Origin of the sequence: Chryseobacterium kimseyorum (assembly GCF_025971945.1) — a bacterium.
Lineage (GTDB): Bacteria > Bacteroidota > Bacteroidia > Flavobacteriales > Weeksellaceae > Chryseobacterium > Chryseobacterium kimseyorum.
The window spans coordinates 281,935-296,943 of record NZ_JAPDHW010000004.1; the positions used below are offsets into that span (position 1 = coordinate 281,935).

8 protein-coding genes are annotated in these 15,009 nt (G+C 36.6%); 4 read left to right on the top strand and 4 right to left on the bottom strand.

Annotated features, from left to right (window positions below; translation table 11 throughout):
* Positions 1–100: 100 nt before the first annotated feature.
* Both OMO38_RS07885 and dnaE read right to left on the bottom strand, forming a co-directional pair.
* Entirely contained in the window at positions 101–3,634 is a 3,534-nt protein-coding gene (locus tag OMO38_RS07885) for a fibronectin type III domain-containing protein (RefSeq protein ID WP_264749654.1), read from the bottom strand.
* A gap of 307 nt (positions 3,635–3,941) precedes the next feature.
* Positions 3,942–8,609, bottom strand: a complete 4,668-nt coding sequence (gene dnaE / locus OMO38_RS07890; RefSeq protein ID WP_264749655.1) for a DNA polymerase III subunit alpha — start codon at positions 8,607–8,609, stop codon at positions 3,942–3,944.
* A gap of 179 nt (positions 8,610–8,788) precedes the next feature.
* Here dnaE and OMO38_RS07895 point away from each other — a divergent pair, with 179 nt between their 5' ends.
* The 4 genes from OMO38_RS07895 to OMO38_RS07910 all read left to right on the top strand — a co-directional run bounded on the left by OMO38_RS07895 (position 8,789) and on the right by OMO38_RS07910 (position 13,165).
* Complete coding sequence (locus tag OMO38_RS07895; RefSeq protein ID WP_264749656.1) at positions 8,789–9,121, top strand: PadR family transcriptional regulator; 333 nt, start codon at positions 8,789–8,791, stop codon at positions 9,119–9,121.
* 3 nt (positions 9,122–9,124) lie between these two features.
* Positions 9,125–9,736, top strand: a complete 612-nt coding sequence (locus OMO38_RS07900) for a hypothetical protein (protein WP_264749657.1) — start codon at positions 9,125–9,127, stop codon at positions 9,734–9,736.
* A gap of 240 nt (positions 9,737–9,976) precedes the next feature.
* Positions 9,977–12,049 (top strand): alpha-ketoacid dehydrogenase subunit alpha/beta, encoded by a 2,073-nt coding sequence (locus OMO38_RS07905; protein ID WP_264749658.1) that lies wholly within the window; start codon positions 9,977–9,979, stop codon positions 12,047–12,049.
* 90 nt (positions 12,050–12,139) lie between these two features.
* The gene (locus OMO38_RS07910) at positions 12,140–13,165 is read left to right on the top strand and encodes a bestrophin family protein (protein ID WP_264749659.1); all 1,026 of its coding nucleotides are present in this window, start codon (positions 12,140–12,142) and stop codon (positions 13,163–13,165) included.
* 141 nt (positions 13,166–13,306) lie between these two features.
* Here the strand turns inward: OMO38_RS07910 and OMO38_RS07915 are convergent, their stop codons facing one another.
* Both OMO38_RS07915 and OMO38_RS07920 read right to left on the bottom strand, forming a co-directional pair.
* Positions 13,307–14,311 (bottom strand): glycosyltransferase family 2 protein, encoded by a 1,005-nt coding sequence (locus tag OMO38_RS07915; RefSeq protein ID WP_264749660.1) that lies wholly within the window; start codon positions 14,309–14,311, stop codon positions 13,307–13,309.
* A gap of 305 nt (positions 14,312–14,616) precedes the next feature.
* Positions 14,617–15,009: a branched-chain amino acid ABC transporter substrate-binding protein gene (locus tag OMO38_RS07920; protein WP_264749661.1), complete on the bottom strand. Its 393-nt coding sequence runs from the start codon at positions 15,007–15,009 to the stop codon at positions 14,617–14,619.

Sequence of the window (15,009 nt, forward strand, 5' to 3'; positions counted from 1 at the left end):
CAATCTACCAATATCACAATAAAAAGGTTAAATGTGCTATCATAAAAAAAAGAGAGGCAGTCCAATGACTACCTCTCCTTTACAGAAATTTTAATAGATCTTATTTCTTAATAGCTTTGATGGTTTGTTTAGAACCGTCATTCATATTTAGAATAACCATATACATTCCTGAATTCAAATCTCTCAATTGAAGAGCTGAACTCGGTTTGTCGATAGTTTTCACTAATCTTCCTGCTATATCTACAATACTTACAGACTTGACATTTTTCACATCTGAAATATTCAATACATCAGCAAATGGGTTTGGATAAATCTTAAGATCATTTTTAACCTGAACAGTTTCTGACGTTGCTAAACTTGCATCATAAGCAGAAATTTGGAACTGACCATCTGTAGCAGTAGAATACTTCCAAACACTTATATACAAAGTAGTTCCTGGAGTTTGTCCAGTTAATGTTAATTTAGAAAAAGCATCAGTACCACTATCATCATCACAACCAATAGATGTTGTTGATGAGCAACTAGCAAATACGGAAACCACGGTATCAGTTAAAGGAGATCCAGTAACAGCAGCCGTTTCGATTGTCAAACTTCCTGATGCAGGTACTACAACAGTATACCAAACATTTCCTCCAACATTTGTAGGAGTTGCTAAACAAGTAGCAGTTAACGCTGGTGTATTCGTAGAACCAACTGTAGTTCCAGTCAATGGATTTTGAGCAAAAGTTGCACCTGGAGTAATTGTAATTGGCGCAGAACAATTATCATTTGCCGGAGCAGGGATAAGAGTTGTAAAGCTTACTACAGGAGTCCATACAGATTTGGTAGCACCACAATTTGATCTTACCCATACATAATAAGTAGTACCTGTTGCAAGTGGTGACAATGGTGTAGATGTCGTTGTAACAGTTAATGTTGGTGTTGTTGTAGCAATAGGAGCCGTACTCGTAGTACTGTAATAAACTTCATAGCCATTGGCAGGTGCTGTTGCAGGTGCAGTCCAAGCTAAATTCGCTGCAGTAGTTGTAACATTTGAAACTACAAGTGCTGTAGGCTCAGAGCAAGACGGAGCTACGTCAATATTGATATCATCAACATACAACCTGTTCATATCAGCATTAGAATACGCTTGAAAACCAAAGTAGTAAACACCAGTTGTAGCTGGAGTAAAGTCAGCAAATGCTGTAGCTGCTGCAGTGTTTGTTATATTACCATTATCAACTAATTGATTAGTCATCGATGCACTTGTTGCAGATGTACCATAAGCCACCTTCAACTTCTCAGGATACGTTGTACCACCATTATTACCATATTTATACTGAATTCTGTAAGCAGTTCCTGCTGTAAGATTGATACCTTGAGTAAAGAACCAGGTATTTGCAGCATTTGTACTGTTAAATGTATAATTCAAAACATTTCCTGTAAAACCAGTTGCTCCTGGACTATAAGTAACCCAAGTATTTCCTGATCCACTATTTACAGCGCTTGTACATGTTGGCAATGCAGGAGTAGTAACACTTGTAAAATCTAATGTATAAGGTACACCAGTAGCATTACAAAGAGTTGTAAATGTTCCTGAAGTTGACCAAACACTAGAGCTTGATGTACTACATACAGAACGAACCCATACATAGTAGGTTGTTGCTGAAGCTAAACCCGACAAAGGCGCCGTAGCAGCAGTACTTGTACCTGAAGCAGCGGTAGCAGCCGTAGGTGCAGTATTAGAAGTTGAATAATAATATTCATATCCATTCGCAGGAACTGTCGCTGGAGCAGTCCAAGAGATCGTTGCTGAAGAAGTTGTTACCAAAGAGCTTGTAATAGCAGTTGGAGCTTCACATGAAGGTATAGCTTCTACTACAAAATCATCGATATGAAAATCAATATCAGGAGTTGTGGAAGTCGTAGTTGCAACAAAAGCGACTTTAACAGAACCAGAATATGCTGTAAGATTAACAGTTTCTGTTTGACCAGTACTTGAATAAGCCGCTGCTCCAGTATAAGTTTTAATAACATTGGTGTTACTCCAGGTAGCACCTCCATCCGTAGAAACAATCAATCTAACTAAGTGTGACCCTAAAGTTGTCTGTGCTGTAGTTCCCAAATAGCTTGTAACAGCCATTTTATATTTAACCCTGTAAAGACCTGGTGTAGATCCAAGATTGATCTCTTGAGAAATCAACCAATCTCCAGGATTAGCATCATATAGATTAATTCTTACTCCAGCGTTAGTACCAGTGTTCGCAAATCCACTTTCACTAGCCCACTTACTTGTACCATACGTTAAGGTTGATGATGCAGCTACAGTTCCTTTTGCTGCAGTCCAGCACGCAGGTAAATATGTAGAAAACACTTGTGTAGCTGTTGGAGCATTTTCCGCCGTACAAACTGTAGTAAAGCTTCTTACAGTACATGAAGCACTATTATTCGTGCCACTGTAAGCATTCACTGTATAATAATAAATTGTACTATTATTAAGAGCATTTGCCAATGTATAAGTAGTGACATTACCCACATCTACATTATTTAAAATATCAGAACCTCCAGAGGTAGTTCCCATAGTTATTTTATAACCGGTGGCACCAGACGACGCAGTCCAAGTAATTGTAGGCGTCGTTAAAACACCGACAGCTGCAGAAGCTGGAGAAGTCACAGGAGGACACGCAACGTTACCTGTAGTAAAAGAACGTTCTGTACAGCCTGTAGCATTACCTATGGAATTTTTAGGAATAATCGTCACATAATATTGTTGACTAAAATTCAATGTAGTTGCTGAAGGCAAAGTATAAGTTGTAACGTTACCCACATCCACACCATTCATTACATTGGTACCTCCAGGAGTAGTTCCTAAGTTTATTAGATAACTAGTTGCCGCATTTTGACCAGTTACAGGAGCCCATGTAAATGTTGGATTTACAGAAACACCTGTCGCATTAGAAGCTGGTGAAGACATTGTTGTACAGGCCGGCGCTGCAACAGCAGGAGGAAAAGTAGCATCAAATCCAATAACAGGTCTTCTATAGTTTGTACTTGTAAGTGTAGCCCCAAAAGCACTCGTAGTATTTACGTATTTAGTAGTATTACTATTAGAAGTATTTATACAAGGTGAACTGTACTCATACTGCCAGTAAATATTAGTTGCTTGTGCAGCCGTTTGTACATACTCTGTATAAACAGCAATGTTACTTCCCGCTGTATAAACAAAATTTGTAGAATGCTCAAATTTCTTATCACCCGCCGTACTACCAACTGCAGCTTGAGGATCAGCGTTGTACACCATTACAGCAGTACCCGTTTCAGTAGCCCAATCTATAGCTGCACTACCAAAATCAACAGCTGAGGTATTTTTAAGATAAATCTTAAAAGTTGTTCCCGCACCTAAACTTCCAGAAGCCGTAGGTCTTCTGAAAAAAGTTGAGGTGATAGTACCTCCAGTTAGACCTGTAAGCTGAGAAGCAGGAATTATAAATGCCATCCGCTGTTTGTCATTGGCAGTAGTACTGCTTCTCATCACCGAATAAGAAAAATTGTCCACATTTGTGGAGCAAGTACTTACCGGTACATTTTGTCCTAAATACGATTGATAAGAAAAAACACTTATCAACAGTAGAAAGAATAAATTTAGTTTTTTCATACTTAGTTAAAATTAAAATTAGGGGGTGAAATTACTAAATATTTGACATACAAATCAAAAATTTTCTTAATTTTTTATGCACATCGCATGAAAACGGCTAAAATATTAAACATTTATTAAACAATCATTTAATTATTTACCAAACTTAAATGAACTTAAAACCATAATTAATTGATTAATAACAAATTAATATTAAATTTCAAAAATTCCCTGATCAGAAAATAGTACGATGATCATGCAGTTTATACTCATTATAAACAAAAAAAGTGACGCGAAAGTCACTTTTAAAATTGTTATATTTCTTTATTTAATTAAGATAAAATTCATATTTATTAAGCAGTTGAATTTCTTTAATTAAATCTCCATTCAGATCAACAGAATACCTCATCGACTGGAGTTCCATATCAGAATTCTCTTCAGAATTTTTAATGAAAATTTTAAATTTTTGATTTCCTTTATTGTGATCAAGAACATTTCTGAAAAACTCTAAATCTTCTCTCCTGAAATCCATAACATCCATAACCAGTGAAATACTTTTTGCGTACTTTTCAAATGCTTCCTGAAGTTCGATGACGTCTATGACATTCACAAAAACTCTCCCATCTTTTACCTGAGCATATTTGATTTTTAAAATCACAAATCGCTGTACTTCAAGTTTTTCTTTCAAACGCATATAATCGCGATCTCCCAACCTGAAAGAATACGAACCGGAATAATCTTCTAAAGTTAAAAATGCAACCTTTTCGCCACTTTTAAAACCATCTTTTACAACATACTCGGTAATCAAACCTGCCACAGTATATTCTTTTCCACTGCCGCCATTTTCTCTCTCTTTCTGCAGTGTTTTCCAGTCTTTCTTTTTTTCTTCAAATAATTCTGCTGGTTTATTAGCAAAAGCCTGCTCTTTGTAAGCGTCAACCTCATCAAGATTTAAAAATCCAAAATTACCTTTAGGTTCGGCTTTTTTCGCTGCTTCTTCTATAATCTCCTCTTCTCCTGCGACAATATCATCAGAAATGATTTCAGTAATATCCACTGCTTCATCTTTATCATCTGTTTCCAAAATAGGAACTTCATCAATAACGACTTTCACCTCGTCTTCTTTTTCTAAAACTGCTTTTTTAGAAAGTCGACCCTGCATAAACTGATAATGATACTTAAATTCGTCAAGTGGATGCGCAGAAAGATAAAATCCTATGATTTCTTTTTCTTTATTCAATTTGTGCATGTTGGGCCATTCAGGACATGGAAGCAATTTAGGCTGTTCAATCTGAACCTCGTCGGCAAAATCTGCAAACAGAGAATTTTCCATTTCATTTTTGCTTTCCTGAAAACTCTGTCCGTATCTGATAAGTCGCTCCAAATTGGTTCTTCCCGCCATGTCAATATCAAAATACTGACCTCTGTGATACATACTGAATTCGTCAAAGGCACCGGCAAGAACTAAACTTTCCGCTACTCGCTTATTCATTTGAGACGGCAGAATTCTTTCAAAAAAATCATAGATATTTTTAAATCTTCCGTTGGCTCTTTCCTTGGTAATTCCTTCACTTGGTCCTTCACCAATCCCTTTTATTGCACCAAGACCAAAACGAATCTGGCCTTTTTCATTTACCGAAAATTTATAATGAGATTCATTGACATCCGGTCCCAAAACATCAACGCCGATACTTTTGCAATCCTCCATAAACATCGTTATAGAGTCTGTATTGTTAATGTTGTTACTCATTACACTCGCCATATATTCTGCAGGATAATTGGCTTTCAGATAAGCTGTTTGGTATGCGATTAGGGCATAACAGGTCGAGTGAGATTTGTTGAATGCGTACTCTGCAAAGGCTTTCCAGTCATTCCATATTTTTTCCAATGGGCCTTCATCCAGATTATTTTTTTTGCCTCCTTCTATAAATTTAGGGTACATTTTATTCAGAACTTCAATCTGCTTTTTACCCATCGCTTTTCTCAACGTATCCGCTTCACCTTTAGTGAAATTGGCTAATTTCTGAGACAGAAGCATTACCTGCTCCTGATATACGGTAATTCCGTAGGTTTCCTTCAGGTATTCTTCAGTTTCGGGTAAATCATAAATAATTTCTTCAATTCCGTGTTTTCTATTAATGAAATTTGGAATATATTTAATAGGTCCAGGTCTGTACAAAGCGTTCATGGCAATCAAATCGGCAAAAACCGTCGGTTTCAGCTCACGCATATATTTCTGCATTCCAGGACTTTCATACTGGAAGATCCCTACCGTTCTACCCTCTTTAAACAGCTGATAAGTTTTGGCATCATCCAGAGGAATTTCATCCGGATTAATATCAACGTTATATCTCTGCTTTACTAATTTTAATGCATCTTTAATGATTGTCAGCGTCCGCAGACCCAAAAAGTCCATCTTCAAAAGTCCTGCACTTTCCGCAACCGAGTTATCGAACTGAGAAACCAAAATATCGGCATCTTTCGCAGCAATCGTGACCGGAACCAGATTACTCACATCTTCCGGCGTGATAATCACTCCACAAGCATGGATTCCTGTATTTCGGATGCAACCCTCCATTTTTTTTGCACTTGCCAAAACCCCGTGACGCGCATCATCAGGTGTATTGAGCACATACTTCATTTCGTCAACCAGCTGCTGCTCTTCAGGTTTAAGCTTATCATATTTCGATAAGGCCTTTGCAATATTCATCCCCGGACTTGGCGGAATTAATTTTGCAATATTATTGGTATCAGGAATGGGTAAATCTAAAACTCTTCCCGCATCTTTAATTGCCGATTTCCCACCCAAAACGGAGTAAGTGATAATTTGTGCAACCTGATTTTTACCGTATTTTTCTACAACCCACTTAATAATTTTATCACGTCCTTCATCATCAAAATCGATGTCAATATCGGGCATGGAAATCCTTTCCGGATTCAGGAATCTCTCAAATAGCAAATCATATTTAATGGGATCCACATTGGTAATTCCGGTGCAGTAAGCCACAACAGAACCTGCTGCAGAACCACGGCCCGGACCAACCCAAACACCCATTTTCCGTGCTTCATTACAGAAATCCTGCACGATCAAAAAGTAACCGGGATACCCTGTGTTGGCAACTACTTCAAGTTCGAAGTCCAGCCTTTCTTTTATCTCATCAGTAATTCCTGTTTCTGTATATCTTTTTTTCGCGCCCTCGTAGGTTAAGTAGGTCAGATAAGCCATCTCCCCACGCTTTCCGCCATCAACATCATCTTCAGCATGTAGGAATTCTTCAGGAATATCAAATTTAGGCAAGAGAACATCTCTTTTTAAAGTGTAGGGACTGAATTTTCCTGTAAATTCTTCGTACGCGTCAAATGCATCAGGGTAATTCAGAAAAGCTTCCTTGATTTCGTGTGAATTTTTAATGTAATATTCTCCCGCAGCCAATCCTCTTCGCTTCCCAAAACCTTTTCCGACTGGCGTTGTAAGTTTTTCACCGTCTTTAATACAGCTTACAATATCCTGAATATTGGAGTCGTCTTTATTGGTATAGTAGGTTTGATTTTGTGCTAAAATTTTAACGTTATATTTATCCGCAAAATGCAATAAAACATCATTCAAATGCTCTTCTTCAGGCAGTTTGTGATTCTGAATCTGAACATAAAAATCATCTTCGAAAGTTTCTTTCCACCACTTGAAAAGCTCCTCACCTTTCTGTTCTCCCGTATTTAAAATAGCATCAGGAATATCTCCGTTAATCCCGGAAGTCAGAGCGATTAATCCTTCTTTATATTCAGCAATCACTTCACGGCTGATCCTTGGAACACCGAAATAAAATCCTTTCAGGAAACCAATACTGGAAAGTTTAGCTAAATTTTTATACCCATTAAAATCTTTTGCCAGCAAAACCACCTGCGTTCTTCTGTCGGGATCATCTTTGGTAAACTGCTTCTGTTCGTAACGGTCGGAAATATAAAATTCACATCCTACAACAGGAATTAAAGGTTCAGAAACAGGTTCCGTTTCATTAAACTCCGTTCCGTTCTCTTCAGCTTCCTGCTTTTTGGCTAAAAATTCTTTATGTTTTTTTGATCGGTCTGAATTGGTAGATTCAACAGCAGAAACAAATTTAAAAGCGCCCATCATATTCCCCAAATCGACCATACCGACCGCAGGAAAATTTTCGTCTGTTGCTTTTTTTATTAAATCATTAATGCTGGAAGTCGCTGTCAGTGTTGAGAAAACACTTTTGTTATCAAAATTAAAATATCTTCCTAAATCGATATCGTCAATACTTCCGACATCAGACTGCTTTTTCTTGTTGTTGAAATCTGCAACCTGCCTTCTGATAATGATTCCAAAAGGTTTGATCGGATTCGGATGTAAAGTTTTAAAATACGCTAACTGATCTTCCGAAGTTTTTAATACCTCAGCCGGAATAATTCCGATACGCATCATTTCGAAAAAAACCTGAGCTGTAGCATTCACGTCGGCTGCAGCGTTGTGCGCTTCATCAAATTTATGACCGTATAATTTTTCATATAACTCTTCCAGTTTCGGAGATTTATATCTACCTCCTCTACCACCGCCAAGCTGACAATAATCTGTTCCCAGAATCATGGTATCTGCTTTTGGCTTTTCCTGAAGATTATCCTGAATATTTTTTCTGAAAAATTCTGCCCCGACAATGTTGTAATCAAACTCTACATTGTGTCCGGAAACAACCCGTACCCTTTCTAAAACTTTTGAAAATTCCTCTAATATTTCCTGCAGATCACGACCTTCTTCATTGGCAATCTTTGTGGTAATTCCGTGAATTCTTGCCGCATTAAATGGGATATCGTAACCTTCCGGTTTAATTATATAATCCTGGTTTTCAATTAACTGCCCGTTATCATCATGCAACTGCCATGCAATCTGAACCATTCTTGGCCAGTTGTCTGAATCTGAAAGCGGTGCGTTGAAATTTTTTGGTAAACCTGTGGTTTCTGTGTCAAAAACTAAATACATAAATTCTGTCTGACTTTTATTTAAAAAAGAATGTAAAGTTAGTGTAAATTTTGGTTTTTTTCACAATTTCGGGTTTGGGAATCTTCGGTGATTTACTAACATCTGTAATATTTAAACAGCACTCAAAATTAAATACAAAATACTTTGTTTAACTATGTATTTTGTTTTACATTTGGAAAATGAATAAAGAATTTTTAGAGAAATGGCAGTCACAGGTCAAGAAAGGAACTTTGTCATTCATTGTTTTGCTTGTACTAAAGGAGAATGAACTTTATGGTTATGAACTGATTGAGAAAATAAAACTGCTGACCAATATCGAAATTGCAGAAGGCACTCTTTATCCGTTAATGAATCGATTAAAAACCGATAATCTACTTGAATCAAAATGGGTTGAGCAAAAAACCGGAATCCCAAGAAAATATTATTTCCTTACCGAAACCGGAAAAAAAACTCTTGAGGAAATGAAAAATCAGTGGAATGAATTACAACAAACTTTAACTAATTTAATTTAAATAATGGAATTTAAAAAAATACACTTCAATGATACTGCTGCAAAAAAAATATATGAAGATTATATTAAACAAATTCAGGCAGCAACAAAAAAACTTAGTAAAGACGATCAGATTGACATTCTGATGGAAATGAATAGTCATATTTACGAAAGTTTAAGTCAAACTGAATATGATTGCAATGAAGTACAAAAACTCACGGATACCCTTGGAAGAATCGGTATTCCGAATGAGGTTTTAAAACCTTTAATTGCTGAAAAAAAATTAAACCAAGCAACAAACACTTTCAATCCTATTCATATCTTTCACGCACTCATCCTCAATTTTTCTCACGGAATTATTTATTTTATATTTTTCATTCTGTACTTATTTCTTTTTGCATTTGTAGTGTTGATTTTTGGAAAAATATTTTACCCCGATCACGTAGGATTCTATTACAAAAAGGGAGAAATCTTTCAGTATGGCGGGTTTTTAACCAATAACAATTTTCAACAGTATGAAATGTTAGGAAATTGGTTTATTCCTGTAACAATATTGTTAGGTGTTACATTCTATTTTCTGATAACTTTATTGTTAAAATTAAAAAAGTCACTTGCTAAAAATAAAACCAAGTTGTAATAAAAAACATTACAATACCATCCAGAATCATACAACCCTGCCAGCGTTTTAAACGCTGGCAGGGTTCTTTTTTTTGGAAATAGATTTAAAAAAAAATGAAGTTATCTTATACCAAACCTTTAAAATTATTCTTCTTTAGTTTTAAAATTCCTTCCCAGTTTTTGCAGGTAAGCACAACCAACCTATCAATTGTTAGGCAATAATTTTCAAAAATCCAAAATATGTTTATCTTTGTCTTCTATGGAAAATACACTTCACGAAAAAGTTTCACAGGATATTTTACTTAAAGCTTACAACCACATGATGCTTGCCAAAGCAATGGCAGATATCTATGAGGAAAACAGAAATGTTTGCAAATACGTACACAGTACTTCGAGAGGTCACGAAGCTATTCAGTTGGCGACGGCTTATCAGTTGAAAAAAGAAGACTGGGTTTCTCCTTATTACAGAGACGAAAGTATTTTGTTGGGAATTGGTTTTGAGCCTTATCAGTTGATGCTTCAATTGTTGGCAAAAGCCGAAGACCCTTTTTCGGGTGGAAGATCGTATTATTCCCATCCTTCGAGCAGAAACGAAAACATGCCGAAGATGATTCACCAAAGTTCCGCTACTGGAATGCAGACCATTCCTACAACAGGAGTTGCTCAGGGAATCAAATATATTGAGGATTTTAAACTGGAGGAATTTGAAAATAATCCAGTGGTTGTCTGCAGTTTGGGAGACAATTCTGTGACAGAGGGCGAAGTGAGTGAAGCACTTCAGTTTGCAGCTTTGCACCAGCTTCCAATTATTTTCCTGGTTCAGGATAACGAATGGGGAATTTCTGTGACCAAAGAAGAAGCGAGAACTGTAGATGCCTATGATTTTGTTGCAGGTTTTGAAGGTCTGGGAAGAATGAGAGTTGACGGAACCGATTTTACTCAAAGTTTTGAAGTAATGAAAAAAGCGGTCGACTTTGTAAGAACTAAGAGAAAACCGTTGGTGGTCTGTGCAAAAACCGTTTTAATTGGTCATCATACTTCGGGAGTGAGAAGAGAATTTTACAGAGACGAGGAAGATTTAATCAAGCACAGAGCAAAAGATCCGGGAGAAATCCTGAGAAATCAGTTGCTGGAATCTGGAACAGACGAAGAATTATTAAAGCAGATTACGAAAAAGGCAAGACTGGAAGCTGAGGAAGCCTTTGAAAGAGCTCAAAAAGCCGAAGATCCAAAGCCCGAAACCGTAATGCAGCATATTTTTGCACCGACTCCGATTACGGATGAAGTGGGAACCCGCGAACCTGAAGGTGGCGAAAAAATCGTAATGGTTGACGCAGCGATTCACGCGATTCAGGAGATTATGTGGAAGCATCCGGAAGCTTTACTGTATGGACAGGATGTTGGGGAACGAATTGGTGGAGTTTTCCGTGAAACGGTGACTTTAGGAAAGAAATTCGGAAGCAAAAGAGTTTTCAACACGGCCATTCAGGAAGCGTATATCATCGGTTCGACGACGGGAATGAGTGCGGTTGGTTTAAAACCGATTGTTGAAGTTCAGTTTGCCGATTATATATATCCGGGAATTAACCAACTTATTACTGAGATTTCAAAATCAAATTATTTAAGCAACGGGAAATTTCCTGTCAGCAATATTATCAGAGTTCCGATTGGAGCTTACGGCGGTGGCGGACCTTACCACAGCGGAAGTGTTGAAAGTATTTTAGCGAATATTAAAGGAATAAAAATCGCTTATCCAAGCAACGCAGCCGATTTTAAAGGCTTACTGAAAGCAGCTTATTACGACCCAAATCCGGTTGTGATGCTGGAGCACAAAGGTCTTTACTGGAGCAAAGTTCCGGGAACTGAAGATGCAAAAACCATCGAGCCGGCTGAAGATTATATTTTACCTTTTGGAAAAGGAAAAATCGTTATCGAAGCTGACGAAAATGAAATTAAAAAAGGAAACACGGTTGTCGTCATCACTTACGGAATGGGAGTTTACTGGGCAAAAGAAGCCGTGAAAAACTTCGGCGGAAAAGTGGAAGTAATCGATTTGAGAACCATCATTCCTTTGGATGAAGAACTTGTTTTTGAAAGAGTAAAAGCACATGGAAAATGTATCGTTTTAACAGAAGAACAACTCAATAATTCATTTGCTGAAGCTTTCGCACACCGTATTGCTAAGAACTGTTTCAAATATCTTGACGCTCCGGTTGAAACGATGGGATCGCTGGATACTCCTGCAGTTCCGATTAATTTAATTTTAGAAAAAGAGATGCTTCCAAATGCTGAAAAATTAGCTGCTAAAATCGAAGAAATGCTGAAATTCTAATTCAGATAAAAAATAAATAAGACCTCTAAAAATAATTTAGAGGTTTTTTTGTACAGTTTTTGTTAACTTGGGTTTAATAATTTTTTCTAAATGATCACAACAAAATATTTTAATTACAAACAAATCGCTAATCTCGCAGGTCTGCATCTTATTTGGCTTACGGCGTGGAGTACATTTGTCGCAGCCATCTATTACTTTTTTGAATGGCAGTGGATGACGATTCCGTTGGTTCCATTGACGTTGGTAGGTACGGCCGTTGCATTCTTCGTCGGTTTTAAGAGCAATCAGGCATATGACCGTTTGTGGGAAGCAAGAAAAATCTGGGGAGCGATCGTGAATTCGAGTCGGTCATTTACTTCAATGCTCTGTGCATTTGACACCGAAAAAGGTGAAATGCATTACATTAAAGACTTTAAAAAACAGCTGGTTTACCGTCATATTGCCTGGCTGTATACTTTGCGAGAACAACTCTTAGTTCCTACTGAATGGGAACATATAAGTCTTGAAAGACACTTCGGACAAATCAATACCAGAAGAAATCGTGTAATGAAAGCCGGCTTTCCTGATTATGTAAGAACGCATCTTTTTCAGTCTAAATACTTGTCAGAGGAAGAATTTAACTTACAGGAAGATTATAAAAATTTTGCAACGTATCTTAATTCGAAACAGGCGAAAGATCTCAATTATTTAAAAAATAAAAAAGTGATCACCGATTTTGATCAGATGCAGCTTCAGAACTGTTTAAATGATTTTTACGATTATCAGGGACAGGCAGAAAGAATTAAAAAATTCCCTTCACCAAGGCAGTTTGCCAACTCCGGATTTATTTTCATCGTAATTTTTATTATTCTCCTACCGTTAGGATTGGTAAGCGAATTCAGCAAATTGGGCGATTGGGGAATCTGGACATGTATCCCGTTCTGCGTCATCGTAGGCTGGATCTATATTATAATGGAACTTGTCGGCGATTATTCCGAAAATCCTTTTGGCGGATTGATGTTTGACATTCCTATGCTGTCGATTTGCCGAACGATTGAAATTGATCTTCTTCAAATGATTGGCGAGCACGACGATCTTCCGGAACCGATTGCTTCTAAAAATGGTGTCTTAGTTTAAACTAAAGGATTACTTATAGAAAATGCTGTTGAAATTCAACAGCATTTATTATTTTACTAAACGTTCACCTGTTAAATTATAAGGGCTAATAAACTGTCATCCTGACCTGTAGTGATGAATTGTTTGAAATTTTTTAAAAAACTAATTTCTATGAAAATGTTTTGGAAACGCCTCTTCAGGTTTCATTCTAAAAACATTCAGTAAAATCCATGATTTTAAGAAACCATACCCATAAGAAAACATTTGAATATAAGTAGAGATAACCGCCATTCCGGCGATCGCAATGTTTTTGGTAACAATCATTGCATGTATTAAAACCATAAAAGTATACAGACCGTAAAACGCCAGAATAATTCCTCTCCCAAGAATAAAATATTCTATAAATCCTAAAATATACCCCAGCAGAAACAGAGTAGGAAAAGCAAAAGAGATTTTCACATATTTCGGATGCCTCTGGTTTAAAATCGGTCTCGCACAGCCAAACTGATAAACCTGTTTAGAAAACTTCCCGAAATCTACACGTCGTTTATGATAAACAGCAATATCATCGAAAAACGCCGTTGAGAAACCATTTTCCCAAAGCGTCATCGATAGATCCGGATCTTCTCCAATTCTCATTTCAGAAAAACCGCCTGCTTTTTCGAAGACTTCTTTCTTTACGCCCATATTAAAACTTCTGGGCTGGAACTTTGAAACCGCTTTTTTATTCCCTCTGATTCCGCCTGTTGTAAAAACGGAAGTCATGGAATAAGAAATCGCTTTCTGCATCAGATTAAAACCTTTATGCGCCTTGTCTGCGCCACCAAAAGCATCACAAGGAATTGTGAGAATATCTTTTTTAATATTTTCAATATAATCTTTCTCTACAATCACATCGCTGTCTACAAAAACAAGCCATTCATTCGAAGCTCTTTTTGAACCGTAATTTCTCGACAAACCTGGACCCGAATTGTCTTTTCTGAAATATTTAATCTCTAAAATCCCTTCAAAACTTTGAATGGTAGGTTTCAGATCTACAAGAGAGCCATCATCAACGATAATGATTTCAAAAGCCTTATCCGCTTGAAAGCTTAAAGAGTTGAGCAGCTCGAAAAGCTCGTCTTTTCGGTTAAAAATGGCGACAACAATGGAAATGGTTGGGTTCAAATGGAAATTTTTTCAAAATTAATTATTCGTGAATGAACTTACAAACTGTTTATCGTTAATTAAAATATAAAAACCTGAATTTCTGCACAGTGATAATGATTGTGTTTTAGCGGACTACTTTGAAACGTTTGAAAAATCACTTTCCGTAATGTAAAAATGGTTTCCCTAGGCATCAAGATGATATTCGTAACCTCACAAATGATATTCCGATACTGTCAGATCATTTTCCGAACGATACATTTCATTTTTTAATCTGTATTAATCATTTTCTGAACGTAAAATGATTGATTACTTATTTTATGATATCAAATTCCCGATTTAAAATAAATCAGAAACACCACAGCAACAGAAAATAAAATTACTGAACCGCTAAACAAAAGCAGTTTAAAAATACTCTTAAAATAATAAAGTCCGAAATGATAAAGAGCAAAAAAAACAACAAAAGAAATTACAAATCCTATAATTGAACAAACAACCAAAGTTTGCAAATAATTTTCTGTTGGTAAGGGATCTTTAAAAACAAAAAAAAATAGAATGGCTGACAACAGAAGTAAACTTCCGCTCCACCATTCTACAATATATTTTGATTTTTTCTGTGACTTTTCTTTGTCACCTAAAGATTCTGAATCTGAAGTACTTCCTAAGAAATTCAACAGATCACCAATAAATCCTAGGCCGTCAAAAAAGTCAAAAGGCAT